Consider the following 24376-nt stretch of genomic DNA (forward strand, 5'->3'; position numbering starts at 1 on the left):
ACGCCGCCGAGTCCGCCCGGCACACCGAGGCGGCCCTGGCCGACCCGACGCCGACGCCGTCGTCCACCACCGACGCGATCCAGGTGTACGCCCCGACCGGCACCCCGGACGACCTGTCCGACGCCCTGCGCCACCTGCTCGCCGGTCTCGGCGACCACGGCTACCTGGCGGTCACCGCCTTCCTCGACCCGCACGCCGAGGCCGCCGCCGCACGGCTGCGCCCGCTGCTGGCCGCACTGACCCGACGACCGGTGACCTTCGGTTGGGGACCCCGTTACCTGCAGTCCACCGGGCAATACCACAAGGGCGGCCCGCAGGCGGGTAGCTTTCTTCAGATAACCGGTACGGTCACAGTTGATCTGCCGGTACCCGGCAAGCCGTACACCTTCGGGGAACGACAGGCGGCGCAGGCCGCCGGCGACCGGCGCGCCCTGGCCGGTCGTGGACGCCCGCTACTGCACCTGCACCTGACCGAGCGGTCGGCGGGCCTGACCCGGTTGATCGACGCGGTCGGGTCGCTGCGGGCATGACGATGGACGACGTGGACGAGCGGAGCGAGGAGGCGGCGTGAACCCGCTGCGCGACCCGCAGGACCGGCGGCTGCCGCGGATCCCGGAGCCCTGCGCTCTGGTGATCTTCGGAGTCACCGGTGACCTGGCCCAGAAGAAGCTGCTGCCCGCGGTCTACGACCTCGCCAACCGGGGGCTGCTGCCGCCCGGTTTCGTGGTCGTCGGCTTCGCCCGGCGGGACTGGCGCGACGGCGACTTCGCCTCGCTGGCCCGCGAGGCGGCCAAGGCACACTCCCGCACCCCGTGGCGGGAGGAGGTCTGGTCCCGGCTGGAGCACAACATCAAGTTCGTCGGCGGCTCGTTCGACGACGACACCGCGTTCGACAACCTCGCCTCCTGCCTGGAGGGGCTGCGCGACAGCCACGGCATCCACGGCAACGCGGCGTTCTACTTCTCCATCCCCCCGGCGGCCTTCCCGGTGGTGCTCAAGCAACTCGCCCGCACCGGCATGGCCGACAACGAGAAGTGCGGCGGCTGGCGGCGGGTCGTGGTGGAGAAGCCGTTCGGGCACGACCTGCCCTCGGCCAAGGCGCTCAACGACCTGGTCGACGACGTGTTCACCCGCAAGGACGTCTTCCGCATCGACCACTACCTGGGCAAGGAGACGGTCCAGAACATCCTCGCGCTGCGGTTCGCGAACAGCCTCTTCGAGCCACTGTGGAACTCGCAGTACGTCGACTCGGTGCAGATCACCATGGCCGAGGACGTCGGCATCGGCTCCCGGGCCGGCTTCTACGACTCCGTCGGCACCGCCCGCGACGTGCTGCAGAACCACCTGCTGCAACTGCTCGCCCTGGTCGCGATGGAGGAGCCGACCAGCTTCGACGCCGACGAGATCCGGGCCGAGAAGCTCAAGGTGCTCAAGGCGATCACCCTGCCGCACGACGTCGCCGACGGCACCGTACGCGGGCAGTACCTGCCCGGCTGGGTCGGCGGCCAGCGGGCCAAGGGATACCTGGAGGAGGACGGCGTCCCGCAGACGTCGACCACCGAGACGTACGTCGCGGTGCGGCTGGGCATCCAGAACCGCCGCTGGGCCGAGGTGCCGTTCTACATCCGGGCCGGCAAGCGGCTGCCCCGACGGGTCACCGAGGTCGCGGTGATGTTCAAGCGGGCCCCGCACCTGCCGTTCACCGCGGCCGACATGGAGATGCTCGGCAACAACCAGCTCGTCATCCGGGTCCAACCGGACGAGGGCGTGGTGCTCAAGTTCGGCTCCAAGGTGCCGGGGACCACCATGGAGGTCCGCGACATCGCGATGGACTTCCAGTACGGCGAGGCGTTCACCGAGTCCAGCCCGGAGGCGTACGAGCGTCTGGTCCTGGACGTGCTGATCGGCGACCGCACGCTCTTCCCGGACGCCGCCGAGGTGGAACAGAGCTGGGCCGTGGTGGACCCGCTGGTGGCCGCCTGGGAGGGCAGCAAGCCCGAGCCGTACCGGTCCGGTGAGTGGGGTCCCCGGGCCTCCGACGAGATGCTGGCCCGCGAAGGCCGCGCCTGGCGGCGGGCGTGACCGGGCACCGCGAGCGAACCTGGAGGCTCCGTTGATCGGATTGTGGGACACCACCGGCAACGAGGTGGTGAAGGCGCTCGCCGCCGAACGACGCAGTGCCGGTGGCGTGGCCAGCGGCATGGCCCTGACCCTGATCGTGGTGGTGGACGAGAAGCGGGTCCGCGAGGCCGAGGCGGCGGCCACCATCGCCGCCGCCGCGCACCCGTGCCGGCTGCTCGTGGTGGTCCGCTCCGACGTCGACCGGGACCGCAACCGCCTCGACGCGGAGATCGTCGTCGGTGGCCGGTTGGGCCCGTGCGAGGCCGTGGTGATGCGGATGTACGGCCGCCTCGCGCTGCACGCCGAGTCCGTCGTGATGCCGCTGCTGGTGCCGGACGTACCGGTGGTCACCTGGTGGCACGGCGAGCCGCCGGACGAGATCGCCACCGACTTCCTCGGTGTGGTCGCCGACCGGCGGATCACCGACTCCGCCCAGGCCGCCGACCCGATCGAGGCGCTGCGGCTGCGGGCGCGCGACTACGCCCCCGGCGACACCGACCTCGCCTGGACCCGGATCACCCCGTGGCGCACCCTGGTCGCCGGTGCCTTCGACACCACCGAGGCGCAGCTCACCGAGGCGGCGGTGGTCGCACCGCCGACCGACCCGACGGCCGCGCTGATGCGGGGCTGGCTCCGCAGCCGACTCGGCATCAAGCCGCGCTGGGAGCGGACCAAGGAGTTCCCCCGAATGCGCGAGGTGCAGCTGCGCTGCGCCAACGGCGACGAGCTGACGCTGACCCGGGACGACAGCATGGCCGTCTTCCGGCGGACCGGCCAGGAGGACCGGGTGCTGCCGCTGGTGCGTCGGCCGCTCGGCGACGAACTGGCCGAGGAGTTGCGCCGGCTCGGCTCCGACCAGGTGTACGCCGAGGCGCTCGGCGCCTTCGCCGGGCTGACCAACCTGGACCGGCGCTCCGGTCAACGCGTGCACGTCTGGAAGGACCCGAGCACCGCACGGCGGGCCGAGGCGGGCGTCACCGCGCACAGCTCCACCAGCACCGATTCCTGACCGTCCGGCCCGGATACCCCACCACGACACCGACCGCCGGTGCGGTCGCGGAAGGACAGCATGACTGAGGCGAGTGTCGCCGTACACGCCGACGCGGATCTGCTGGCGCAGGCCGTCGCGGCACGGTTGGTGGTGAAGCTGCTCGACGCGCAGGCCGAACGGGGCCAGGCGGCGGTGGTGCTCACCGGCGGGCGGATCGCGGCGGCGGTCTACCGGGCGGTCGGCGCCCTGCCGGCCAAGGACGCGGTGGACTGGTCCCGGGTGGACTTCTGGTGGGGCGACGAACGGTTCCTGCCGGCCGGCGACCCGGACCGCAACGAGACGCAGGCCCGCGCGGCCCTCCTCGACGCGCTGCCTCTCGACCCGGACCGGATCCACCCGATGCCGTCGTCGGACGCGGGCGCCGACCCGGAGGAGGCCGCCGCCCGCTACGCGGCCGAGCTGGCCCGGGCTGCCCGGCCCGGCACCGCCGCCCTGCCCCACTTCGACGTGCTGATGCTCGGCGTGGGCGAGGACGGGCACGTCGCCTCGGTCTTCCCCGAGCACCCGGTGCACTACGAGAGCCGTCCGGTCAGCGCGGTGCGGGGCAGCCCCAAGCCGCCGCCGGTGCGGACCACCCTGACCCTGCCGACCATCAACACCGCCGAAGAGGTGTGGCTGGTGGCCGGTGGCTCCGACAAGGCCCAGGCGGTCGGCATGGCGCTGGCCGGTGCCGGGCCGGTGCAGGTGCCGGCGGCCGGTGTCCAGGGCACCAGCCGCACCCTCTGGCTGCTGGACCGCGCCGCCGCCGCCGATCTCCCCGCGCGCTTCCGCAGCCTGCGCTGACGCGTGCAAGGAAGGGTCCCCTGCTAACGCCTCGTGCATAGCAGGGGACCCTTCCTCACACTTTCAGCGCGAGCCCCATGCCTGCGGCAGGCAGCGGGATTCAGCGGGCGCCGCGTCGGCGACGCAGCGCCGCGAGGGCCTCGGCGAGGATCGCCTCCCCCTCCGCCTCGGTACGCCGCTCCTTCACGTACGCCAGGTGGCTCTTGTAGGGCTCGGCGCGTACCCGGCCGGGCGGGTCGTGGGCGTCCGTCCCCGCCGGCAACCCGCAGCGCGGGCAGTCCCAGGTCGGCGGCGCCTGCACCTCGGCCACGAGACGGATGTCGGTGCGGTGCCCGTTACGGCACCAGTAGCTCACCGACCGGCACGGGACCGGCTGATGGCGTTCGGAATGGCGTGGGGGCGCGGACCCGACCCGGGCGCCCCGGATGACATGGCCGTTCGACACGGCGCTCGCTCCTGTCGTCGGAGGGGACCGCCGTCGAGGGGTGGACGGCGGGCGACGCGGTGCAGCGGGTGTAACGGACTGCGCGCGGCCCGTCGAGTGACGGACCGCGCGCAGATTGTACGACTGGAGAGGCGGGCTCAGACCCCCGTGCCGACTTCGAGCCGGAGCCAGAGCCCGAGCCCGACGATGCAGGCGAACCAGACGATGCCCACCAGGACGGTGTAGCGATCGAGGTTCTTCTCCGCCACCGACGACCCGGCCAGGCTGGAACTGACCCCACCGCCGAACATGCTGGACATCCCACCGCCCTTGCCCCGGTGCAGCAGAATCAGCAGGACGAGCAGAACGCTCGTGATGACCAGCAACACGATCAACGTGTAGGCGAACCAGATCGGCATGGCGGGGGTCAGTCCTCTCGTTACGATCCTCGCCCGGACAGGTCGGGCACGGCGGCACCGACCGGCGGACGGGCGGAGTCAAGGATAGCGAGCGATCAGCCGGTGATGTGCTCCGGGAACCGGCAGATCTTCGCGAACTCCTCGGCGTCCAGGCTGGCGCCACCCACCAGGGCACCGTCCACGTCCGGCTGCGCCATGATCGCGGCCACGTTCGACGACTTCACCGAGCCGCCGTAGAGGACCCTGACCTGGTCCGCGGTGGCCTGGTCGAAGGTCTCGGCGAGCCGGGACCGCACCGCGCCGCACACCTCCTGGGCATCCTCGGGGGTCGCCGTCTTGCCGGTGCCGATCGCCCAGACCGGCTCGTACGCGACGACGACCTTGGTGACCTGCTCGGCGGTGAGCCCCTTCAGGGCCGCGTCGAGCTGGTCGGCGCAGTGCGCCACGTGCCCGCCCTGCTCGCGGACGTCCAGCCCCTCCCCCACGCAGAGGATCGGGGTGAGCCCGTTGGCCAGCGCGGCCTGCACCTTGGCGTTGACCAGCGCGTCGTCCTCGTCGTGGTAGGCACGCCGCTCGGAGTGCCCGATCACCACGTAGGTGCAGCCCAGCTTCGCCAGCATCGACCCGGCGATCTCACCGGTGTACGCGCCGGAGGCGTGCGCCGAGAGATCCTGCGCGCCGTAGCCGATGAGCAGCTTGTCGCCCTCCACCACGGTCTGCACCGTGCGCAGGTCGGTAAAGGGCGGCAGGACCACCGTCTCCACGTCGGTCAGCTGCTTCTCATTGAGGCTGGCCGCCAGCTTCTGCACCAGCAGGTTCGCCTCAAGGTGGTTGAGGTTCATCTTCCAGTTGCCGGCCATCAGCGGCCGGCGGGGAGCACTTGCCATCAGTCAGTTCTCCAGGGCCGCGATGCCGGGGAGGGTCTTGCCCTCCAGGTACTCCAGGGAGGCGCCGCCGCCGGTGGAGATGTGGCCGAAGGACTTCTCGTCCAGGCCGAGCGACCGCACCGCCGCCGCCGAGTCACCGCCACCGACCACGCTGAACGCCTCGGACTCGGCGATCGCCTCGGCGACCCCCCGGGTGCCGCCCGCGAACGCGGCCATCTCGAACACGCCCATCGGGCCGTTCCAGAAGATCGTCCGGGCACCGGTACGCAGCGCCGCGGCGAAGCCGGCCACGGTCTCCGGACCGATGTCGAGCCCGACCCGGTGGCTGGGGATGCCGTCGGCCGGCACCACGTCGTGCGCGGCGTCCGGGGCGAAGGCGTCCGCGGCCACCACGTCGACCGGGAGCATGATCTTGCCCTCGCCGCGCTCCAGCAGGTTGCGGCAGGTGTCGACCATGTCCTTCTCGAGCAGCGAGGTACCCACCTCGTGACCCTGCGCCTTGAGGAACGTGAAGCACATGCCGCCACCGATGAGCAGCCGGTCCACGGTCGGCAGCAGCGCCTCGATCACGGCGAGCTTGTCCGAGACCTTGGAACCGCCCAGCACCACCACGTACGGCCGCTCCGGCGACCCGGTGAGCGTGGAGAGCACCTCCACCTCGCGTAGCACCAGGCGACCCGCGACGTGCGGCAGCCGCGCCGGTACGTCGTACACGCTGGCGTGCTTGCGGTGCACCGCACCGAAGGCGTCGTCGACGTACGCGTCGCCCAACGCGGCGAGCTGGTCGGCGAAGGCACCACGCTCGGCGTCGTCCTTGCTGGTCTCACCCTTGTTGAAGCGCAGGTTCTCCAGCAGCGCGACCTCGCCGTCGGCGAGCGCCGCCACGGTGGCCTGGGCCGACTCGCCGACCGTGTCGGCGGCGAAGTGCACCGGCGCGCCGAGCAGCTCACCGAGCCGGCCGGCGACCGGGGTGAGGCTGAACTGCGGGTCCGGTGCGCCCTTCGGCCGACCCAGGTGCGAGCAGACGACCACCTTCGCGCCGGCGGAGACCAGCGCGCCCAGCGTCGGCAGCACCGCCCGGATCCGACCGTCGTCGGTGATCTCACCGGTCTGCTTGTCGAGCGGGACGTTCAGGTCGGCGCGCACCAGCACGCGCCGACCCGACACCCCCTCGGCGAGCAGGTCGTCGAGGTTGCGGATGGTCGCACTCACAGCGACTTGCCGACCAGCTTGACCAGGTCGACCAGACGGTTCGAGTAGCCCCACTCGTTGTCGTACCAGCCGACGACCTTGACCTGGTTGCCGATCACCTTGGTCAGCGGCGCGTCGAAGATGCAGGACGCCGGGTCGGTGACGATGTCGGCCGACACGATCGGGTCCTCGTTGTAGACCAGGATGCCCTTGAGCGGACCCTCGGCAGCGGCCTTCAGCGCGGCGTTGACCTCGTCCACCGTGGTCTCCCGACCGACGGTCACGGTGAGGTCGGTGGCCGAGCCGGTGGGGATCGGCACCCGCAGCGCGTACCCGTCCAGCTTGCCCTTGAGCTCCGGCAGCACCAAGCCGATCGCCTTCGCGGCACCGGTCGAGGTCGGCACGATGTTCAGCGCGGCGGCCCGGGCCCGACGCAGGTCGGAGTGGGGCGCGTCCTGCAGGTTCTGGTCCTGGGTGTACGCGTGGATCGTGGTCATCAGACCCTGCTCGATGCCGAACGTGTCGTGCAGCACCTTGGCCATCGGCGCGAGGCAGTTCGTGGTGCAGGAGGCGTTCGAGATGATGGTGTGCTTGGCCGGGTCGTACTGGTCCTGGTTGACACCCATCACCACGGTGACGTCTTCGTTCTTGGCCGGCGCCGAGATGATGACCTTCTTGGCCCCACCGTCGACGTGCGCCTTCGCCTTGGTGGCGTCGGTGAAGAAGCCGGTCGACTCGATGACGACGTCGACGTTCAGGTCGCCCCACGGCAGCGCGGCCGGGTCACGCTCGGCGTACGCCTTGATGGTCTTGCCGCCGACGGTGATCTCGTCAGCGGTGGCCTTGACCTCGTGCGGGAGGCGACCCAGAATGCTGTCGTACTTGAGCAGGTGAGCGAGCGTCGCGTTGTCGGTCAGGTCGTTGACGGCCACGACCTCGACGTCAGCGCCGGACGCCAGCACTGCCCGGAAGAAGTTACGGCCGATCCGGCCGAAGCCGTTGATGCCAACCCGGATGGTCACAGGTCCCATCTCCTCGCGTTCTGGTTCGCCGGCGTGGAGACCCTCGGCCGGCGAAGTGATGTGCGCCGACCGTTGGAGCCGGCCGTTGACGGTTCATCTCGGCCACCCCGCCGCGGTCCGAGGGACCTGACCGCCCCGAGGCGGTGGGTTCGGCGGGGAGCGCCGGTGCCGGCCCCCTTGCCGTACGCAGCGACCATATCCGAGCGCGGCGAGCCGTGCCGCGCCGGGTGGTTGCCCTCACCCGCACCGCCGGACGCCGTACCGCCTCGCCGACGCGCGGCGACGAGGGCGCGCCTCGCCGGCCCGCCCGCGCCGGGACGACCCACCGTCCTATCAGACCACGAGCATGTCGGGCGTGACGGCCGCTTCGGTATCCGGGATGCCCAGGTCGCGGGCCCGCTTGTCGGCCAGCGCCAGCAGCCGGCGGATCCGCCCGGCGATGGCGTCCTTGGTCAACGGCGGGTCGGCCAACGCGCCCAACTCCTCCAGCGACGCCTGCCGGTGCTCCAGCCGCAGCCGACCGGCCGACGTCAGGTGCTCGGGCGCATCCTCGGCGAGGATCTCCAGGGCCCGGGTCACCCGGGCCGCCGCCGCCACCGCAGCCCGCGCCGAGCGCCGCAGGTTGGCGTCGTCGAAGTTGGCCAGCCGGTTGGCGGTGGCCCGCACCTCGCGGCGGACCCGACGCTCCTCCCAGGCCAGCACACTGGAGTGGGCACCGACCCGGGTCAGCAGCGCGGCGATCGCGTCACCGTCCTTGACCACCACCCGGTCGACGCCGCGTACCTCCCGCTGTTTGGCGGTGATGCCGATCCGGCGGGCGGCGCCGACCAGCGCCAACGCCGACTCCGGCCCCGGACAGGTGATCTCCAGGGCGCTGGAGCGGCCCGGCTCGGTCAGCGAGCCGTGCGCCATGAAGGCACCCCGCCACGCGGACACCGCGCAGCAGACGTTGGCGGCGACCACGTGCGGCGGCAACCCGCGCACCGGCCGACCCCGCACGTCCAGCAGGCCGGTCTGCCGGGCCAGGGCCTCGCCGTCCTTGACCACCCGGACGATGAAGTGGCTGCCCTTGCGCAGCCCGCCGGAGGCCAGTACGTGGATCTCGCTCGAATAGCCGTAGACCTCGGCGATCTCCCGCCGCAACCGACGGGCCACCGCGCCGGTGTCGAGTTCCGCCTCCACCACCACCCGCCCGGAGACGATGTGCAGCCCACCGGCGAACCGCAACAGCGCGGCCATCTCCGCCCGCCGGCAGCAGGGCTTGGGCACGTCGACCCGACTCAGCTCGTCCTTGACCGCAGCCGTCATCGCCATTGTGCGTCCCCTCACGGACCCGTTCCGGCGTGTCGCCGGAGATTACGTACGTGTCTAACGATCGGCGCCCAGTACGGGCACCAGGGCGGCGCCCAGGGCGGCCGGATCATGCCGGGGAGTGCCGTCATCGACCGCGACGGGAGCGAGGACCAATCGGGCTCCCAGGGATTCTGCCGCACGGTCGACCGGCTCGGGGGCACCGACCGCCTTGGCGTCGGCGAGCACCACGTCGACCGTCAACTCCGGCAGATACCAGCGCAGCGCCGCCAGGTGATCGGCGACGGAGAGACCGAGCGTCTCCTTCTCGGCGGCCAGGTTGAGCGTGACCAGGCGTCGGGCCGGGCTGGCCAGGATCGCCGCGGCCAACTGCGGCACCAGCAGGTGCGGCAGGACGCTGGTGTACCAACTGCCCGGCCCGAAGATCAACCAGTCGGCGGCACCGATCGCGGCGACCGCCTGCGGGCACGCCGCCGGCGCCTGCGGGGTCAGTCGCACCGACTCGACCCGGCCCGTGGTGATCGCCACCTGGTGCTGGCCGCGTACCGTGCACACCTCGTCCGGGCGGCCGGGGTCCGCGGCGCGTACCCGGGCCTCGATGTCGACCGGCTGGCAGGACATCGGCAGCACCCGCCCGACCGCGCCGAGCATCGCCCCGGCGTGCTCCAGCGCCGCCACCGGGTCGCCGAGCTGCTCCATCAACCCGGCGATCACCAGGTTGCCGACCGCGTGTCCACCCAACCCGTCACCCTTACCGGGCAGGCCGCGCGTCGCCGGGCCGAACCGGTGCTGGAAGAGCCCGGCGCTGCGTCGGGTGGCCGGATGGTCGCCGGCCAGCGCGACCAGCGCCTGCCGCAGGTCACCGGGGGGCAACCCGCCCCGCTCGGCGCGCAGCCGTCCGCTGGAGCCGCCGTCGTCGCCGACGGTCACCACCGCCGTGATGTCGAGGTCGAGCCCGGGGGCGCAGCGACGTAACGCCCGTAACGACACGGACAGGCCGTGCCCGCCCCCGAAGGCCACCACCCGGACCGTCATTCGCGCCCCAGATCCCGATGCTGTGCGTTGGCGGCCAGCCCGGCACGACGCAGCCGGGCCGCCAGTTCCTCGGCGATCGCCACACTCCGGTGCTTGCCGCCGGTGCAGCCGACCGCCACGGTCAGGTACCGCTTGCCCTCCCGCTCGAAACCGGCGGTGGTGGCGCCGACCAGGTCCGCGTACCCGTCGACGAACGCGTCGGCGCCCACCTGGCTCAGCACGTACGCGCTGACCGCCTCCTCCCGCCCGGTGTGCTCACGCAGCTCCGGCACCCAGTACGGGTTGGGCAGGAACCGGGCGTCCATCACGAAGTCGGCGTCCGGCGGCAGGCCGTACTTGAAGCCGAACGAGATCACGGTCAGCCGCAGTCGCCGCGCGTCCTCCCCGCCGAACAGCTCCTCGATGCGTCGGCGGAGCTGGTTGACGTTGAGGTGGCTGGTGTCGATGATCACGTCGGCCTGGTCGCGGGCCTCCTCCAGCAGGCCCCGCTCGACGGCGATGCCGTCGGCGAGCCGCCCGTCACCCTGCAACGGGTGTGAGCGCCGCACGCTCTCGAAGCGCCGGATCAGCACCTCGTCGTCGGCGTCGACGAAGACCACCCGGGGGGCGTAGCCACGCTCCTTCAACTCCCGGATCGCCTCGGCCAGATCGGTGGAGAAGGCACGCGAGCGGACGTCCAGCACCATCGCCGTGCGCCGGGCCGCGCCACCGGCCTTCACCGCCAGCTCGGCCATGTCCAGCAGCAGTGCCTGCGGCAGGTTGTCCACCACGTAGAAGCCGACGTTCTCCAGGGCCCGGGCCACGGTGCTGCGCCCGCCACCGGAGAGGCCGGTGACCACGACCAGGGTGGTGTCCGTCTCGCCGGCCACTCTCCCGGACTGCTCACCGGGTACGCCGCCGTGGTGACCGGTCGTGTGCGCCTCGCCCACCCATCAACCCCCAAGCCGTGGCGCCGCGGTCGGAGCCGACCGGGCATGGTCAAGCGCCGACTCTAGCTCGCCGGTCCCGACCCGACGGAGCGCACCGCCGCACCCGTCCCACCAGCACCGCCGCCGCCGGCCCGGGAGTGTAAGGAGGGGTCCCCTGCTATACACGAGGCGTTAGAAAGGGTCCCTTCCTTTCACGGCTCGTGTCGGCTGACTGACGGCACGTGACGTCCGGGACCGTTATCCTCCGGAAATGGGGAGGCACGGGGCGCGGCTGCGCTGGGTGGTGGCCCTTGTCTCGGTCACGATCGCGGTGCTGGCCACGGTGGATCGTTTCGTCGAACGGGAACGTGAGTGGGCACACGGCGGTGACCAGGTCGCGGTGACCGTCGAGGCCCGCATGCCGGAACCGGACCGGGTGGCACGCGCCGCCGCCGCGCTCGGCTGGCCGCATGCGACCGACCGCGTCCACGGCGATCCCGACCGGCAGTCGGTGGTGCTGCGGCTGCGCTGGTCCGGGCCGCCCCGCAAGGGCTCCTACCAGGTCTTGCTGCTGGACGATCGACAGTCACCGCCCCGGGTGCTGCGCCCCGAGGGCGGCTACGACGCCGCCGGCGACACCGGATTCGGCTGGTCCACCGAGTACGAGGTGCTGGCCGCCCGGTACGACTGGCTGGCCGACACCGGCGCCCGGGAGGAGCCGGACGATACGGCGGGAAGCGCACCGCATGTCGGCGCGATCGGCACCCGCGCGACCGGCGACGGCAGCCTGATCGGGGTGTTCCGCCTCGCTCCCGACGCGCTGCCGCTGGAGGACCCGACCCGCCTGGTGGTGGCCTTCTGCCACGTCGACGACGACGGCGAGGTCCGCTGGGCCAAACGCGTCCCCGTCCCCCCGAGCTACTGAGCCCATCAGCCGTCAACGTGGCACCGCAGCTAGCCGACACGCCGGGGCGAGACCAGCTGCACTGCCACGATCCGGGTGCTGCCCGGCCAGTCGCGCGACGTCGGCGGGGGAACGGCGGTCCGTACCGCAGGCGGTGTGGCTCGTAGAATCCTCGGATGGTCTCCCCCGCCGACGTGAGCGTCACCGAACTGGCCACCTCCGACGCGCCCATCAGCGAAAAGGTGACAGCGACGCTCGACGTGCTGCGGCGGGTCTTCGGGTACGACGCGTTCCGCGGCTTCCAGCAGGAGGTCATCGAGCACGTGGTGGCCGGCGGGGACGCGCTGGTGCTGATGCCGACCGGCGGCGGCAAGTCGCTCTGCTACCAGATTCCGGCGCTGGTCCGGGACGGTGTCGCGGTGGTGATCTCGCCGTTGATCGCGTTGATGCAGGACCAGGTCGACGCGTTGACCGCCGTCGGGGTCAGGGCCGGGTTCCTGAACTCCACGCTGGATCTGGACACCCGTCGACTGGTCGAGGCGGAGTTCGTCGCCGGGGAGATCGACCTGCTCTACCTCGCGCCGGAGGCGCTGGCCAGCCGGGCCACGCTGAGCCTGCTGGAGCGGGGCCGGATCAGCCTCTTCGCCATCGACGAGGCGCACTGCGTGTCGCAGTGGGGGCACGACTTCCGGCCGGACTACCTCAACCTGTCGATGCTGCACGAGCGCTGGCCGGGCGTACCCCGGATCGCGCTGACCGCCACCGCGACCAGTGCCACCCGCACGGAGATCGCCACCCGGCTCAACCTGACCGAGGCGCGGCACTTCGTGGCCAGCTTCGACCGGCCCAACATCCAGTACCGGATCGTGCCCAAGCGGGAGGCACGCAAGCAACTGCTCGCCCTGCTGCGCGACGAGCACCCGGGCGAGGCCGGCATCGTCTACTGCCTGTCGCGGGCCTCGGTGGAGAAGACGGCCGAGTTCCTCACCGCCAACGGCATCGACGCACTGCCCTACCACGCCGGTCTGGACGCGGCGACCCGCGCCGCCAACCAGCAGCGGTTCCTGCGCGCCGACGGCGTGGTGATGGTGGCGACGATCGCCTTCGGCATGGGCATCGACAAGCCGGACGTCCGCTTCGTCGCCCACCTCGACCTGCCCAAGTCGGTGGAGGGCTACTACCAGGAGACCGGTCGCGCCGGCCGGGACGGACTGCCGTCGACCGCCTGGCTGGCGTACGGGCTCCAGGACGTCGTCCAGCAACGCAAGATGATCGACACCTCCGAGGGCGACCTGGCCCACCGACGTAACCTCGCCGCGCACCTCGACGCGATGCTGGCGCTCTGCGAGACGGTCCGCTGCCGCCGGGTGCAGTTGCTCGACTACTTCGGGCAGCGCCTGGACGGTGACTGCGGCAACTGTGACACCTGCCTGGCTCCGCCGGAGTCCTGGGACGGGACGGTCGCCGCGCAGAAGCTGCTCTCCACGGTGTTCCGGCTGGACCGGGAACGCAACCAGCGGTTCGGTGCCGGACACTGCGTCGACATCCTGCTGGGCAAGAGCACCGACAAGATCGTCCAGCACCGGCACGACTCACTCACCGTCTTCGGCATCGGCGACGATCTGAGCGAGGCGGAGTGGCGGGGCGTGGTACGCCAGTTGCTCGCCGAGGGCCTGCTCGCCGTCGAGGGCGACTACGGCACCCTGGCGCTCACCGACGCCAGCGCCGAGGTGCTCGGCCGTCGACGTACCGTGATGATGCGTCGGGAGCCGGCCCGGCCGGCGAAGACGGCCAAGCCCCGGGGCGCGGCCACCGTGGTCGCGGAACTGCCGGCCGAGGCCGCCGGTACGTTCGAGCGCCTGCGCGCCTGGCGCGCGACCAGTGCCAAGGAGCAGGGCGTACCCGCCTACGTCATCTTCCACGACGCCACGTTGCGGCAGATCGCCGCCGACGCCCCGTCCTCGCTGGACGAGCTGTCCCGGATCAGCGGTGTCGGCGAGAACAAGCTGGCCAAGTACGGCGAGCAGATCCTCTCGGTGCTGGCCGACCCGACCTGATCCGCCCGCCCGCCCGCTGCTCGCCACTCTTGAACGCGCCGCTGTTCACGCGCCTACTGTTCGGCAGTCGGCGGGAGCGGTGAGCCTGCCTCCCTGGCGTGCGGCAGCTTCTCCTGCCTGACCAGGTCGGCGCCTTTCGAGCTGACCCGTTCGTGCTGTCGGACGCGGTGACCGGAGGTGAACCACTCACGCCGCCGGGAGTGGTGCCACGTCGGTGCACACCCTCGGAAGGGGTGACCCGTCGGTGCAGTCAGCTCGATAGTCGTGAGACCTCACCTGGCAAGGCCGACGACGACGCGGTCCGGTGCCGAACCACGTCGGCAAGGTCGGGTCGTCGACCGACGCGGGCGACCAGCCTGGTGCTCGACAGGTTCGGGCGGAAACTGCCCTCGACCTCGATCACACCGAGCCGACAAGGCGACGAGGCCCCGAGGTTGCCGCGCGGGGTTCGATGGGACGGTCGCGTCGGACCTGACCGCGAGGATCAGTCAGTGCCGGCCTGACTGTCGGTGGCACCGAGGGCGGTGAGGATCGCCTCGGCGGTGCGGCGGCCGACGCCGGGGACCTCGGTGATCTCGTCCACGGTGGCGGCCGAGAGTCGCTTGAGCGAGCCGAAGTGGCGCAGCAGCGCCTTGCGACGGACTTCGCCGAGGCCGGGGACACTGTCCAGCGCGGAGGTGGTCATCCGCTTCGAGCGGCGCTGCCGGTGGAAGGTGATGGCGAAGCGGTGCGCCTCGTCGCGTACCCGTTGGAGCAGGTACAGCCCCTCGGAGGTGCGCGGCAGGATGACCGGGAAGTCGTCGTCGGGCAGCCAGACCTCCTCCAGCCGCTTGGCGAGGCCACACAGCGCCACGTCGTCGATGCCCATCTCGGCCAGGGCCTGGGCGGCGGCGGCCACCTGCGGCGCGCCGCCGTCGACCACCACCAACTGCGGCGGGTACGCGAACCTGCGCGGCCGCCCGGTCGTCGGGTCGACCAACACACCCACCCCCGGCTCGGCCTCGCCCAGGTCCGCCCCGTCGCGCGTCGCCTCAGCGGAGGCGGGAAGGTCAACAGCGGACTCCGCACCCGCCTCGCCGGTCTCGGCGCGGGCGTCGAGGTAGCGGGCGAAACGGCGGCGCAGCACCTCGGACATCGCGGAGAGGTCGTCGGTGGCGCCCCGGATGATGAAGCGGCGGTACTCGCTCTTGCGGGGCAGTCCGTCCTCGAAGACGACCATGCTGGCCACCACGTCGGTGCCCTGGATCTGCGAGATGTCGAAGCACTCGATGCGCAACGGCGCGGTCCGCATGGCGAGCGCGTCACTGATCTCGTCGAGCGCTTTGCCCCGCGTGGTGAGGTCGCCGGCCCGCTTGAGCTTGTGCCGGGCCAACGCGTCCTTCGCGTTGCGCTCGACCGTCTCCATCAGGGTGCGCTTGTCGCCGCGCTGCGGCACCCGCAGGGTCACGCGGCTGCCCCGATGGTGCGAGAGCCAGTCGGCGAGGGCCTCGGCGTCGGCGGGCAGCTCCGGCACCAGCAGCTCACGGGGGACGTCGGTCTCGCCCTGCTCACCGCCGTAGACCTGAGTGCAGAAGTGGTGCACCAGGTCTCCGGTGCTGAGGTCCTCGGTCTTCTCCACCACCCAGCCGCGCTGGCCGCGTACCCGGCCGCCGCGTACGTGGAAGACCTGCACGGCGGCTTCCAGCGGGTCGTCGGCGAACGCGACCACGTCGGCGTCGGTGCCGTCGCCGAGCACCACGGTCTGCTTCTCCATCGCCCGGCGCAAGGCGGCGACGTCGTCGCGCAGCCGGGCCGCCCGCTCGAACTCCAGCGCCTCGCTGGCCTCGGTCATCTCGCGTTCCAGCTTGCGGACCATGGAGTCGGTGCGACCGGCCATGAAGTCGCAGAAGTCGTCGACGATCTCGCGGTGCCGTTCGGCGGTGACGCTGCCGACGCAGGGCGCCGAACACTTGCCGATGTACCCGAGCAGGCAGGGACGGCCCACCTGCCCGGCCCGTTTGAACACCCCGGCGGAGCAGGTCCGCGCCGGGAAGACCCGCAGCAGCAGGTCGAGGGTCTCGCGGATCGCCCAGGCGTGCGAGTACGGCCCGAAGTAGCGCACCCCCTTGCGCTTGCTGCCCCGCATCACCTGTAGCCGTGGGTACTCCTCGTCGAGGGTGACCGCCAGGTACGGGTACGACTTGTCGTCGCGGTAGCGGACGTTGAACCTCGGGTCGTACTGCTTGATCCAGAGGTATTCGAGCTGGAGCGCCTCGACCTCGGTGCCGACGGTGACCCAGTCGACCGACTCGGCGGTGGTGACCATCTGCTGGGTGCGCTGGTGCAGCCCCCACAGGTCGCCGAAGTAGGAGTTGAGCCGGCTGCGTAGGCTCCGCGCCTTGCCGACGTAGATCACCCGGCCGGTGCCGTCGTAGAAGCGGTAGACCCCCGGCGCCTCGGGGATGGTGCCCGGCGCGGGACGGTAGGTCGACGGATCAGCCACACTCCGAGACTAGTCGCCACCCCCGACAGCCCTGATCATCCCCACTCGCCCCTTTCTCCGCCCGTCCGGGGTCGGCGTACCGGGGAGTCGTGATTGATGCCTTCCAATCTCGGGCGCCGACCCCTACCATCCAGTAACCGAATGTTCTTCACGTAATGATCCCGCCCGATGGTCCCCCGTCCACAGAGGATCGCCATGCCTGCTCACCCCGCCACCCGCCGGCTGCTCGCCGGTGCGACCGCCGCCCTCGCGGTCGCCACCGCGCTCGTCGGCGTGTCGTCCCCCGCCACCGCCACCGCCACCCCCGTCCCCGACGCCGGCACCCTCGCCGTGAACGTCGCCAGCGCCTTCGCCGGCAACGACTACTGCCTCGGCGAGTGCTCCGAGATCCTGCCGCCCGGCCAGAACGGCAACGCCACCCTCGTCGAGGTCCTGGGCAACCAGGCGTTCGGCACGCTGCCCCGGCACTCCGCCGACCAGCTCGACACATACGCCAACCTGGTCTACGGCTACGCCGGGCTGCGCGAGGACCAGGTCAGCACGTTCTTCCGGGACGCCTCCTTCGGCGTCGCCCCCGGCCAGGTCGAACGCGACTACTCCCCGCGTTCCGACGTGCGGATCGTGCGCGACCGGACCAACGGTGTCCCGCACATCACCGGCACCACCCGGGGCGGCACCATGTACGGCGCCGGGTACGCCGGAGCCGAGGACAGACTCTTCACGATGGACCTGCTGCGGCACGTCGGTCGGGGCACGCTGACCCCGTTCGCCGGTGGCGCACCGGGCAACCGGGCGCTGGAGCAGAGCGTGTGGCGCACCTCCCCGTACACGGAGGCGGACCTGCAGGCCCAGGTGAACGCCTTGCGCGGCAAGGGTGGGACGCGCGGCGAGCAGCTCTACGCCGACGTGCAGGAGTACGTCGCCGGGGTCAACGCCTACATCCAGACCTGCATGGCCAACCGCAACTGCCCCGGCGAGTACGTGCTGACCGGTCACCTCGACGCGATCACGAACGCCGGTGGACCGAAGCCGTTCGTGATGACCGACCTGATCGCCATCGCCGGGGTCGTCGGCGGCCTGTTCGGCGGCGGTGGCGGCACCGAGATGCAGTCGGCGCTGGTCCGCATCGCGGCCCGGGCCAAGTTCGGTCCGACCGACGGCGACCGGGTGTGGAACGCCTTCCGGGGGCAGAACGACCCGGAGACCGTGCTGACCCTGCACGACGGGCAGAGCTTCCCGTACGGTGACGCCGCGCCGAACGCGCCCAGTGTGGTGCTGCCGGACGCCGGGTCGGCCCGGGTCGAGCCGATCGTCACCGACCAGACCGGCTCCGCCACCACCGCCACGACCTCGAACCGCAGCTCGGAACTGGCCGCCGCGCTCTCCGGGCTGACCATCGACCCGGCGCACCGGGGCATGTCCAACGCGGCCGTGGTCTCCGCCGCCCACTCGGCCACCGGACATCCGATCGCCGTCTTCGGGCCGCAGACCGGCTACTTCTCCCCGCAACTGCTGATGGTGCAGGAGTTGCAGGGCCCGGGCATCAGCGCCCGGGGCGCCGCCTTCGCCGGACTCAACCTCTATGTCCTGCTCGGCCGGGGCCAGGACTACGCGTGGAGCGCCACCTCCTCGATCCACGACATCACCGACACGTACGCGGTGCCGCTCTGCGTGCCCGGCGGCGGAACGCCGACGCCGGCCAGCAACCACTACCTCTTCCGGGGCCAGTGCCTGGCGATGGAGGAGCTGTCCCGGGTCAACCGGTGGACCCCGACCGTCGCCGACGGCACCGCGGCCGGGTCGTACAAGCTGGTCGCCTGGCGTACCAAGCTGGGCCTGGTGGGCTGGCGCGGCACGGTGGGCGGGGTGCCGCACGCGTTCACCCAACTGCGCTCCACCTACGGTCGTGAGGCCGACTCGGCCATCGGCTTCCAGATGTTCAACGACCCGACCCAGATGGGTTCCGCCGAGGCGTTCCTCACCTCCGCCAACAACGTCGAGTATGCCTTCAACTGGTTCTACGTCAACTCCACCCAGTCGGCGTACTTCAACTCCGGGCTCAACCCGGTGCGGGCCGCCGGCAGCAACCCGAACCTGCCGATGAAGGCCGAACGGGCCTACGAGTGGCAGGACTTCGACCCGGCGACCGGCACCGCGCGGTACGCGCCGCGCTCGGCCCACCCGCAGTCAATCAACCAGGACTACTACATCAGCTGGAACAACAAGCAGGCCAAGGACTTCGGTGCCGCCGACGGCAACTTCAGCTTCGGTGCCGTACACCGGGGTGACCTGCTGGACAAGCCGATGAAGGCGGCCATCTCGGCGGGCCGCAAGTTCGACCGGGCCTCGCTGACCGAACTGGTGCAGCGGGCCGGGCTGACCGACCTGCGCGGCGCCGAGGTGCTCGGCGAGCTGATCCGGGTGCTGGAGAGCCAGCCGGTCACCGACAGCGCCCTGGCCACCGAGATCGCCCGGCTCAGGGCCTGGCGACAGGCGGGCGCGCTGCGGGTGGAGACCGCCAAGGGCTCCAAGGTGTACCAGCACGCCGAGGCGATCCGTACCTTCGACGCCTGGTGGCCGCTGCTGGTGCGGGGCATGTTCCGCGACCAGCTCGGCACGGACCTCTACCAGTCCGTGATCAACGCGATGCAGATCAACGAGTCCCCGTCCGGCCTGCAACAGGGCGACGTGTCGAACCTGCCGTCCTCGGCGAACAGCGCGCAGACCCACAAGGGCTCGGCGTTCCAGTACGGCTGGTGGGGCTACGTCGACAAGGACCTGCGGGCGGTGCTCGGTGACCCGGTCGCCGGCGGCCCCGGACGGACCTTCTGCGGCGCCGGCAACCTGGGTACGTGCCGTCAGGTGCTGCTGGACACGCTGCGCACCGCGTCGACGACCCCGGCCGCCCAGACGTACCCGGGCGACGCCACCTGCGCCGCCGGTGACCAGTGGTGCGCGGACGCGATCGTCCAGTCGCCGCTGGGCGGTATCAAGCACGCCACCATCGCCTGGCAGAACCGTCCCACCTACCAGCAGGTGGTGTCGTTCCCGGCCCGACGTGGTGACGCGGTGACCAACCTGGCGACCGGCCGTCCGGTGACCGCCTCCAGCAGCCAGCTCGGCAACGGCGCCGCCCGCGCCGTCGACGGTGACCTGAACACCCGCTGGGCCAGCTCCTGGTCGGACAACCAGTGGCTGCGGGTGGACCTGGGCTCGGTGCGGCAGGTCGGCCGGGTGGCCCTGGCCTGGGAGTCCGCGTACGCCCGGTCGTATCGCGTCGAGGTCTCCGACGACGGCGCCACCTGGCGGACGGTCTGGTCGACCACGGCCGGCGACGGCGGCACCGACGTGCTGACCTTCGCCCCGCAACAGGCCCGCTACGTGCGGGTGTACGGGCTCACCCGGGCCACCACGTACGGCTTCTCGCTGTGGGAGCTGTCCGCGTACGCGCAGTGACGCGGACGGGCGCGGCCGGAGGCGAGTTCGCCCCGGTCGCGCCCGTATCCGTGTGCCCCGCTGTCAGGCCAGCGAGATCTGGTCCCCGTCGACCTTGACCTCCTTGGCCGGCAGGCCGGTGGTCGCCGGCCCGGCCTTGACCGAGCCGTCCTCGATGGAGAACTTGCTGCCGTGACAGGTGCAGTTGATCGTCCCGCCGTCGACGTTCGACACCGGGCAGCCCTGGTGCGTGCAGATCGGGTCGAACCCCTTGAACTCCCCGGCGCTGGGCTGGGTGATCACCACGCCCTGCGCGGCGAAGACCGCACCGCCGCCGACCGGGATGTCGGCGGTCCTGGCCAGTGACTGCGCCCCCTCACGGTCCCCGCCGCCGGGGTCACCGGTGTTGGTGACCTGAGGTCCGCCGCTGGTCGGGGCCGCGCCGTCACCGGAGTCGTCACCGCCGCCGCACCCGGCCAGCACCACCGCCGCGCCGACCGCGCCCACGCCGGTCAGCAGGCTCCGTCGGGTACGCGTGTCCGGTCCGGCCAGCACCTGATCGTCACTCATGCCGCCTCGCTTCTCTCTTCGGCTACCACCGTGCATGATCCGTGGCTACGTCTCTCGACACGCACCACTCTGCCCGGTGGTTCACCCGATCGGCCACTCGGGCGTACCCCAACGGGTGGGCCCGACCGCCGCCACGGGCGACGGCCGGGCCTCGCGGATCAGCGGGCGGCGGCCGTCTTGCGACCGCGCGTCTTGGCCCCGGTGGCCTTCGCGGCGGTGGACTTGGCACCGTTGGCCTTGGCAGCCCGGGCGGTGGCCGCCGTCGCGCCCTTGGCCGTGCCGTCGAGCTTGAGCACGGTCCGCAGGAACTGCCCGGTGTGACTCTCGGTGACCTCGGCGACCTCCTCCGGGGTGCCGGTGGCGAGCACCGTGCCGCCCCGGTGACCGCCCTCCGGGCCCATGTCGATCAGCCAGTCGGCACTCTTGATCACGTCGAGGTTGTGCTCGATGGTGATCACCGTGTTGCCCTTGTCGACCAGCCCCTCCAGCACCAGCAGCAGCTTGCGGATGTCCTCGAAGTGCAGGCCGGTGGTGGGCTCGTCGAGCACGTACACCGTCCGCCCGGTGGACCGCTTCTGCAGCTCGGAGGCGAGCTTGACCCGCTGCGCCTCACCGCCGGAGAGGGTCGGCGCCGGCTGGCCCAGCCGGACGTAGCCCAGGCCCACGTCGACGAGCGTCTTGAGGTGCCGGTGGATGGCCGGGATGGCGGAGAAGAACTCCGCCGCCTCCTCGATCGGCATCTCCAGCACGTCGGAGACGGTCTTGCCCTTGTAGTGCACCTCCAGGGTCTCCCGGTTGTACCGGGCGCCCTTGCAGACCTCGCACGGCACGTACACGTCGGGCAGGAAGTTCATCTCGATCTTGATGGTGCCGTCACCGGAGCACGCCTCGCAGCGTCCGCCCTTGACGTTGAACGAGAACCGGCCCGGCCCGTACCCCCGGACCTTGGCCTCGGTGGTCTCGGCGAACAGCTTGCGCACGTGGTCCCAGACGCCGGTGTAGGTCGCCGGGTTCGAGCGCGGCGTCCGACCGATCGGTGACTGGTCGACCCCGACGACCTTGTCCACGTGCTCCAGCCCGCCGACGCGGGTGTGCCGGCCGGGCACCAGCCGGGCGCCGTTGATCTGGTTGGCCAGCACCGCGTAGAGGATGTCGTTGACCAGGGTCGACTTGCCCGACCCGCTGACGCCGGTGACGGCGATCAACTGGCCCAGCGGGAAGTTCACCGTGAGGTTGCGCAGGTTGTGCTCGCGGGCACCGTGCACCACCAGTTCCCGACCCGGCGTCTGCGGGCGGCGCCCGGCCGGGAGCGGGATCTCCCGACGTCCGGAGAGGTACGCCCCGGTCATCGACTCCGGGTTCGTCAGCAGCTCCGGCACCGAGCCGCTGTGCACGATCTGCCCACCGTGCTCCCCCGCGCCGGGCCCGATGTCCACGATCCAGTCGGCGGTGCGGATGGTGTCCTCGTCGTGCTCGACCACGATCAGCGTGTTGCCCAGCCCGCGCAGCCGGACCAGGGTCTCGATCAGCCGGTGGTTGTCGCGCTGGTGCAGCCCGATCGACGGCTCGTCCAGCACGTAGAGCACGCCGACCAGGCCGGACCCGATCTGGGTGGCGAGCCGGATGCGCTGCGCCTCGCCACCGGAGAGGGTGCCGGCGGCCCGGTCCAGGGAGAGGTAGTCCAGACCGACGTCGAGCAGGAAGCGCAGCCGAGCGTTGATCTCCTTGAGCACCCGCTCGGCGATCAGCTTCTGCCGGTCGGTCAGCTCGATGCCAGCCAGCAGGTCGGCGCACTCGCCGACGGACAGGTTGCACACCTCGGCGATGCTGCGCCCGGCCAGCGTGACGGCGAGCACCTCGGGCTTGAGCCGGGCACCGCCGCAGGCCGCACAGGGCACGTCACGCATGTACCCCTCGTACTTGTCCCGGGACCACTCCGACTCGGTGTCGGAGTGCCGGCGCTCGATCCACTGCACCACGCCCTCGAAGCCGGTGTAGTACGAGCGCTCCCGGCCGTACTTGTTGCGGTAGCGCACGTGCACCTGGTCGTCGGAACCGTGCAGGATCGTCTTCTGCGCCCGCGACGGCAGCGCCCGCCACGGCGTGTCGACGGTGAAGTGCTCGGCCTCGCCCAGCGCCTCCAACAACCGCAGGAAGTACTCCAGGTTGTGCCCGGTCGCCCAGGGCTGGATCGCGCCCTCGCGCAGGCTGCGCTCCGGGTCCGGGACGACCAACTCCGGGTCGACCTCCTTCTTGGTGCCCAGGCCGGTGCACTCCGGGCAGGCGCCGTACGGCGCGTTGAAGGAGAAGACCCGGGGCTCCAGGTCCTCGATCGCCAGCGGGTGGTCGTTGGGGCAGGCCAGGTGCTCGGAGTAGCGGCGTTCCCGGTCCGGGTCGTCCTCGGCCAGGTCGACGAAGTCCAGCAGCACCAGACCGCCGGAGAGCCCGAGCGCCGCCTCGACCGAGTCGGTCAGCCGCTGCTTGGCGCCGGCCTTGACGCTGAGCCGGTCGATCACCACCTCGATGGTGTGCTTCTCCTGCTTCTTGAGCTTTGGCGGGTCGGTGAGCTGGTGCACCACCCCGTCGACCCGGGCCCGGGCGTACCCCTTGGACTGGAGCTCGGCGAAGAGGTCGACGTACTCGCCCTTGCGGCCGCGCACCACCGGGGCGAGCACCATGAAACGGGTGCCCTCGGCCATCGCCAGGACCCGGTCGACGATCTGCTGCGGGCTCTGCTTGGAGATCCGCTCGCCGCAGACCGGGCAGTGCGGCACGCCGACCCGGGCGAAGAGCAGTCGCAGGTAGTCGTAGACCTCGGTGATCGTGCCGACGGTCGAGCGCGGGTTGCGCGAGGTCGACTTCTGGTCGATCGAGACAGCCGGGCTCAACCCCTCGATGAAGTCGACGTCCGGCTTGTCCATCTGGCCGAGGAACTGCCGCGCGTACGACGACAGCGACTCCACGTAGCGGCGCTGCCCCTCGGCGAAGATCGTGTCGAAGGCCAGGCTCGACTTGCCCGAGCCGGACAGCCCGGTGAACACGATCAGGGCGTCCCGGGGCAGGTCGAGACTGACGTCACGCAGGTTGTGCTCGCGTGCGCCACGAATGATCAAACGGTCGGCCACGGTCCGTGTACTCCCGGGTGAGGATGACGAAGGAAGATCTGTCCGCTTTCTGGGATGAGCCCGACCTTTCGGGCAAACCCGGCTTTCTGGGCGAACCCGATTTTCGGGTACGCCCCAGCGGTTGTGCCGGCGCGGAAAAGCGCCCCGGCAACTGTAGACCCGCCCTACGACAATCTGCCCCGACGGCGGGGCCGGCGGGCGGCGCGCCGCCCGGTCTCGTGAGCGATCTCGCGGTGCAGCCGTCGCCAGTTCTCCCAGCGCCGGGCGGTCAGCTCACCTGTCCGCAGCGCATCCTGGACGGCGCACCCCGGCTCGGCCTCGTGCCCGCAGTCGCCGTAGCGGCACTCGACGGCCAGCGCGGCGATGTCGCCGAAGGCCCGGTCGAGCCCGGTCGCGCCGTCGAGCAGACCGACCGCCCGGACGCCGGGGGTGTCCACCACCGCCCCACCGCCGGGCAGCGGCACCAACGCCCGCCAGGTGGTGGTGTGCCGGCCCTTGCCGTCCACCCGCCGGATCGCCTGGGTGGGCATCACCGTCGCCCCGGCCAGCGCGTTGACCAGGCTCGACTTGCCCGCACCGGAGGGTCCCAGCAGACCGAGGGTGCGGCCGGGGCCGACCTCGGCGCGCAGCGGGTCCAGCCCGGTGCCGCGC

At 71.5% G+C, this 24376-nt stretch carries 18 protein-coding genes and 1 pseudogene; 7 read left to right on the forward strand and 12 right to left on the reverse strand.

Features of this window, described 5'->3' with window-relative positions; translation table 11 throughout:
- From EYA84_RS06850 to pgl, 4 genes and pseudogenes are all read left to right on the forward strand, one after another.
- A pseudogene (locus EYA84_RS06850) lies at nucleotides 1-530 on the forward strand (glucose-6-phosphate isomerase); the annotation flags it as partial.
- Nucleotides 531-567: 37 nt separating this feature from the next.
- Nucleotides 568-2082, forward strand: a complete 1515-nt coding sequence (gene zwf, locus EYA84_RS06855) for a glucose-6-phosphate dehydrogenase (protein WP_131052171.1) — start codon at nucleotides 568-570, stop codon at nucleotides 2080-2082.
- Nucleotides 2083-2113: 31 nt separating this feature from the next.
- Nucleotides 2114-3130: a glucose-6-phosphate dehydrogenase assembly protein OpcA gene (locus tag EYA84_RS06860; RefSeq protein ID WP_131052172.1), complete on the forward strand. Its 1017-nt coding sequence runs from the start codon at nucleotides 2114-2116 to the stop codon at nucleotides 3128-3130.
- A 60-nt stretch (nucleotides 3131-3190) separates the two neighbouring features.
- The gene (pgl, locus tag EYA84_RS06865) at nucleotides 3191-3955 is read left to right on the forward strand and encodes a 6-phosphogluconolactonase (RefSeq protein WP_131052173.1); all 765 of its coding nucleotides are present in this window, start codon (nucleotides 3191-3193) and stop codon (nucleotides 3953-3955) included.
- 100 nt (nucleotides 3956-4055) lie between these two features.
- Here the strand turns inward: pgl and EYA84_RS06870 are convergent, their stop codons facing one another.
- The 8 genes from EYA84_RS06870 to rapZ form a co-directional block, all read right to left on the reverse strand.
- Nucleotides 4056-4400 (reverse strand): RNA polymerase-binding protein RbpA, encoded by a 345-nt coding sequence (locus EYA84_RS06870; protein ID WP_131052174.1) that lies wholly within the window; start codon nucleotides 4398-4400, stop codon nucleotides 4056-4058.
- A 137-nt stretch (nucleotides 4401-4537) separates the two neighbouring features.
- The gene (secG, locus tag EYA84_RS06875; protein ID WP_131052175.1) at nucleotides 4538-4798 is read right to left on the reverse strand and encodes a preprotein translocase subunit SecG; all 261 of its coding nucleotides are present in this window, start codon (nucleotides 4796-4798) and stop codon (nucleotides 4538-4540) included.
- A 95-nt stretch (nucleotides 4799-4893) separates the two neighbouring features.
- The gene (tpiA, locus tag EYA84_RS06880) at nucleotides 4894-5685 is read right to left on the reverse strand and encodes a triose-phosphate isomerase (RefSeq protein ID WP_131052176.1); all 792 of its coding nucleotides are present in this window, start codon (nucleotides 5683-5685) and stop codon (nucleotides 4894-4896) included.
- 3 nt (nucleotides 5686-5688) lie between these two features.
- Nucleotides 5689-6897: a phosphoglycerate kinase gene (locus EYA84_RS06885; protein ID WP_217706037.1), complete on the reverse strand. Its 1209-nt coding sequence runs from the start codon at nucleotides 6895-6897 to the stop codon at nucleotides 5689-5691.
- Nucleotides 6894-7898, reverse strand: coding sequence for a type I glyceraldehyde-3-phosphate dehydrogenase (gene gap / locus EYA84_RS06890; RefSeq protein WP_131052177.1), 1005 nt, complete (start codon nucleotides 7896-7898; stop codon nucleotides 6894-6896). Before gap ends, EYA84_RS06885 begins: the two co-directional genes overlap by 4 nt.
- A gap of 333 nt (nucleotides 7899-8231) precedes the next feature.
- On the reverse strand, nucleotides 8232-9212 hold the full coding sequence (whiA, locus tag EYA84_RS06895; protein ID WP_131052178.1) for a DNA-binding protein WhiA: 981 nt from the start codon (nucleotides 9210-9212) through the stop codon (nucleotides 8232-8234).
- Between the two features lie 54 nt (nucleotides 9213-9266).
- Entirely contained in the window at nucleotides 9267-10244 is a 978-nt protein-coding gene (gene yvcK / locus EYA84_RS06900; protein WP_131052179.1) for a uridine diphosphate-N-acetylglucosamine-binding protein YvcK, read from the reverse strand.
- Nucleotides 10241-11113: an RNase adapter RapZ gene (rapZ, locus tag EYA84_RS06905; protein ID WP_131052187.1), complete on the reverse strand. Its 873-nt coding sequence runs from the start codon at nucleotides 11111-11113 to the stop codon at nucleotides 10241-10243. Before rapZ ends, yvcK begins: the two co-directional genes overlap by 4 nt.
- A gap of 310 nt (nucleotides 11114-11423) precedes the next feature.
- On the opposite strand from rapZ, the gene EYA84_RS06910 reads away from it, so the two are divergent.
- Together EYA84_RS06910 and recQ are read left to right on the forward strand one after the other, a co-directional pair.
- On the forward strand, nucleotides 11424-12077 hold the full coding sequence (locus EYA84_RS06910; protein WP_131052180.1) for a hypothetical protein: 654 nt from the start codon (nucleotides 11424-11426) through the stop codon (nucleotides 12075-12077).
- Between the two features lie 155 nt (nucleotides 12078-12232).
- The gene (recQ, locus tag EYA84_RS06915; protein WP_236145636.1) at nucleotides 12233-14113 is read left to right on the forward strand and encodes a DNA helicase RecQ; all 1881 of its coding nucleotides are present in this window, start codon (nucleotides 12233-12235) and stop codon (nucleotides 14111-14113) included.
- A 484-nt stretch (nucleotides 14114-14597) separates the two neighbouring features.
- Here recQ and uvrC read toward each other — a convergent pair whose 3' ends face one another.
- Nucleotides 14598-16595: an excinuclease ABC subunit UvrC gene (uvrC, locus tag EYA84_RS06920; RefSeq protein ID WP_131052181.1), complete on the reverse strand. Its 1998-nt coding sequence runs from the start codon at nucleotides 16593-16595 to the stop codon at nucleotides 14598-14600.
- 195 nt (nucleotides 16596-16790) lie between these two features.
- On the opposite strand from uvrC, the gene EYA84_RS06925 reads away from it, so the two are divergent.
- Nucleotides 16791-20051, forward strand: a complete 3261-nt coding sequence (locus EYA84_RS06925) for a penicillin acylase family protein (RefSeq protein ID WP_131052182.1) — start codon at nucleotides 16791-16793, stop codon at nucleotides 20049-20051.
- Nucleotides 20052-20114: 63 nt separating this feature from the next.
- Here EYA84_RS06925 and EYA84_RS06930 read toward each other — a convergent pair whose 3' ends face one another.
- From EYA84_RS06930 to rsgA, 3 genes are all read right to left on the reverse strand, one after another.
- The gene (locus tag EYA84_RS06930) at nucleotides 20115-20600 is read right to left on the reverse strand and encodes a Rieske (2Fe-2S) protein (protein WP_131052183.1); all 486 of its coding nucleotides are present in this window, start codon (nucleotides 20598-20600) and stop codon (nucleotides 20115-20117) included.
- 158 nt (nucleotides 20601-20758) lie between these two features.
- A complete protein-coding gene (gene uvrA / locus EYA84_RS06935) occupies nucleotides 20759-23725 on the reverse strand; it encodes an excinuclease ABC subunit UvrA (RefSeq protein ID WP_131052184.1) in 2967 nt (988 codons plus the stop codon).
- A 164-nt stretch (nucleotides 23726-23889) separates the two neighbouring features.
- Nucleotides 23890-24376 (reverse strand): ribosome small subunit-dependent GTPase A (gene rsgA / locus EYA84_RS06940; protein ID WP_131052185.1); only part of this gene is annotated, 487 nt, incomplete at its 5' end.

It is taken from the genome of Verrucosispora sp. SN26_14.1 (assembly GCF_004307965.1).
Taxonomy (GTDB): domain Bacteria; phylum Actinomycetota; class Actinomycetes; order Mycobacteriales; family Micromonosporaceae; genus Micromonospora.